At 56.0% G+C, this 3,185-nt stretch carries 4 protein-coding genes; 1 reads left to right on the top strand and 3 read right to left on the bottom strand.

The window, feature by feature from the left end:
• From L692_RS30745 to L692_RS0118780, 3 genes are all read right to left on the bottom strand, one after another.
• On the bottom strand, window positions 1–493 hold a 493-nt coding region (locus L692_RS30745), incomplete at its 3' end, for a C39 family peptidase (protein WP_232238827.1).
• 275 nt (window positions 494–768) lie between these two features.
• Window positions 769–1,689 (bottom strand): glycosyltransferase family 2 protein, encoded by a 921-nt coding sequence (locus tag L692_RS0118785; protein WP_051503535.1) that lies wholly within the window; start codon window positions 1,687–1,689, stop codon window positions 769–771.
• A 191-nt stretch (window positions 1,690–1,880) separates the two neighbouring features.
• A complete protein-coding gene (locus L692_RS0118780) occupies window positions 1,881–2,651 on the bottom strand; it encodes a YheC/YheD family protein (protein ID WP_025701615.1) in 771 nt (256 codons plus the stop codon).
• Window positions 2,652–2,841: 190 nt separating this feature from the next.
• Here L692_RS0118780 and L692_RS29400 point away from each other — a divergent pair.
• A partial coding sequence (locus tag L692_RS29400; RefSeq protein ID WP_036724464.1) for a glycosyltransferase occupies window positions 2,842–3,185 on the top strand: 344 nt, incomplete at its 3' end.

Below are 3,185 nucleotides of genomic sequence, written 5' to 3'. Positions count from 1 at the left end.
TTGCGGCGAATCCTCCGTTCGCCCGTTTCGAGCCGTTATCCTGGACGATCAGCCACAGAAGACCCGTCTCCGTCATTTCATAGCCTGTCCCCACGGTCCAGTGATAGTCGTACGCATAGCCCCCTAACCAGCGCAGAGAGAACCATTTGTCGAACTTCACCGCTACCGGTCGGCCCGCGTCGATTTCCGACTTGTACAGGGAGAAATCATTGAAGCGCCGCAGCAAGACCGTCGCAGAATTTCCTAGGGAATCGCGGAGATACGCCTGAAGGCCGCTGGCGAAGCCGCGCGCGCTCATCCCCCATGGGCGTCCTCTGTATCTGTTGTACAAATGATTGATATGCTCCGCCTTCGAGCGGAAACGCTTCTTGCCGATCATATCCGGCTTCCCCAGCCTCCTGCCCCAATATTCCGTGATCGCGGCCATCGTGGAGGGGCCGCAGGCGGACGAGGCTGACCGGACACCCGGCTCCCATTGCGTGTACGGCTCCAGATTGAGTTTTTTTCCGGTTACCAGGGCGTCCTCCCCCTTTCTGCCGCAGAGCTGCCGAGCGCCGATTGCCGATTAATGAAGAATCCTCTATATCCAGTGTACGGTAACAGGGAGACAAACATACAAGGGAATACACGCTATGCATGCGAAAGCACCCGTAATCGATGGTTTCGATCCATGATTCGGGTGCCGCATGTAATGTGCAGAAGACCGTATGAGTGCAGGTTCTGGCGTAAGAGGTCGTGAATTGCCGTCCATCAGGCCCGGGGGACAGGTCAGCTGCGGGTCTGCGCTCCTCTAAGCTCCCGGATGCCTCTGAGATAGCCGCTGCTTGCCTCTTTCCGGCGCTTAAGAGCCGTCTCCGCGTATAGAAAGCTGGCCGTCCACAGCAGCATGGCATAGCGGAAAGGCGTTATCCCGGTTCTGAGCTTCAGCAGCTCGTAGTGGTTAATCACCTTGGTATAAGCGACCTGCTCTTCCTTGTCTCTGGAGGCCGGCGATCCATAGTGCACCAGCTTAAGCTCCGGGTTCACAATCATCGGCCCGTGAAGCCCGGCCAAGTAAGACAGATACAGGTCTTCGCCAAGACTGTAGCCGTTCAGCCATTCAACCGGCTCTACATCCCGCAGCGCCGACTTGCGGAAGCACATATTGCATCCATGAAGAAACTCGGTCCGGAAGCTCCGCTTCTGCCGGTTCCACAAATTCATGGCGGAGGCGAACCCGCTGTAGGACAGCTTTCCGGGGGCGAAGCGGCTTCGGCCGCTTACCAGCATAAGCAGTCTGCCCTTCAGGGAGCAGGAGAAGCTCTGGTCTACCCCGCCGACGCCGACCGCATCAGGATAGCGTTCAAAGGTCCGCAGAAGCACGGCCAGATAATCCGCTTCCAGCTCCACATCGTCATCGAGGAACAGAAGGGTCTCATACCGGGCGGCATGGGTCGCATAAATCCGCGATTTAATGAGACCCGCTTCCTCCCGTTTCTTCCGGTGATAACCCAGCTCCATGCCGGAAGGTATTTCGCTTCTGACCTCTTGCAGCCAGGATTCCTGCGTATCTCCGTCGTCAATGATCAGAATTTCAACCGCCAAACCGGCAATACCCTGCTGTCTGAATATCGACTTCAGGCATTTCCGCAAATCCTCATGTCTGTTCCGGGTGCAAATGGCAATCGATAACGTCAGCGAGCCGCTCAAGCTCCCACCCCTTCTCCCAAAAATGAATTATAGACGGACTGTTCTTTCAGACTGCGTTATGGCTTCTGCCCGACGAAATTTCGACCTTTTCCACAATTTTTTTGTATTTACCCTTTATTGTACGGGTTGAAACGCAGCCTGCAAGTTTTTCTTAAATTTAATTCATTTTCAGAAAGAACAGAAAGCGGATTCTATTTCCTTGAGGGGGGTGATTGCTGTGCCCGGCGGTAAGCCATCACCTTGCGGTACATGGTTTTATCCTTAAGCTGATTGAAAATGTACGGGTCCGGATTCGTGTTGACCTCAATGATCCATGGAGTCAGGGCACGGTCCAGACCGATATCAACCCCGAGCTGCTTGAATCCCAGATAATTTTTCTTGTAGAAATTCCCGATGTCTTTTCCGAGCTTCCGCAGACGCTTTAGCGTTTCAGCCTGAAGCGCGTCGTTCATATGCGGAGCGAGCAGCTTCTCCACCGCCGTCGGCTTGCCGCCAGCATGGTAGTTCGTAACCACCTTTCCCTTCCCGGCTACCCGGCCGATCAGCCCTGTCGTTTCCCAGACTCCACCTGGACCGCGCTGGACCATGACGCGGATATCGAAACGCCGGCCCCCCGCTTTCAGCAGATCGATTCCTTTTTGAATCAGGTACTTGCGGCTGCGGGTCAACCCCTTGAGCGAGGAATAGAACGCCTCAAAGGCGTTGAAGGTTCTCTGCCTGGTCCCGCTCTGATACCAGTACGCGGCTCCCCCTTTACCGAAGCGGCGCTCCGCCCGGATGACACCGTTTCCGTAGGTGCCCACCTCCGGCTTGATATACACCATTCCGTATTTGTCCAGCATTCTCTTCGCATTCTCGCGGGTCAGTCTTGCCGTCTCTGGAATCAGCGCCGAAATTTCCGGGCTGCGGAGCAGCACCTTTGTCTTGATCCACTTGCTTGTCAGTGTCGATTTGACCTTCATCCTTGCCTTCCACACTCCTGTCCGCTAAATTCCTGCCGAAGCATGATCTACACAAGGTAAGCTATGCTTCGGCGGCAGCTTTCGCATTGGATAGACGCCGCTCTCCGGCAAAGAAAGTGTCTCCCGGCGGGACATCGGCATATAGTGCAAGGAAGAAAGAACGTCCGCTGCTCGGGAAAGGAGACTGACGATGAACATCTGCATGATAGCGCCGGGACGGTTTCCGCTTCCGGGCAGCGGTTCCGTGGAAATCTGTATCTGGGAGACGGCCAGGCTGCTTGCCCGCCGCCACCATGTCACCGTAATCAGCCGGATCATGCCGGGACTCCCCGGCCTGGAAGCCCGCGAGGGCGTCAGGCTGCTTCGCCTGCCTGCGGATACGCCCGGCCTCTACCTTGCCGAAGCGCTCAAAGCCCTCCGGGAGGAGGCGTATGAGCTTATTCAGGTTGACAACCGGCCGCATGTGATGGCAGCCGTGAAGCAGGCCTTCCCCCATATTCCGGTCGTATTGTTCCTGCATTCGCTGACCTTTGT

Origin of the sequence: Paenibacillus forsythiae T98 (genome assembly GCF_000520735.1) — a bacterium.
GTDB classification, from domain to species: Bacteria; Bacillota; Bacilli; order Paenibacillales; family Paenibacillaceae; genus Paenibacillus_AQ; species Paenibacillus_AQ forsythiae.
Note: the sequence above shows the minus strand (reverse complement) of the source record. Positions and strands in the feature narration are given on the sequence as shown.

Coding starts and splice junctions, on each gene's coding strand:
- L692_RS0118780 (WP_025701615.1), bottom strand. CDS start 2,651: ATGAAGGTCAAATCGACACTGACAAGCAAGTGGATCAAGACAAAGGTG.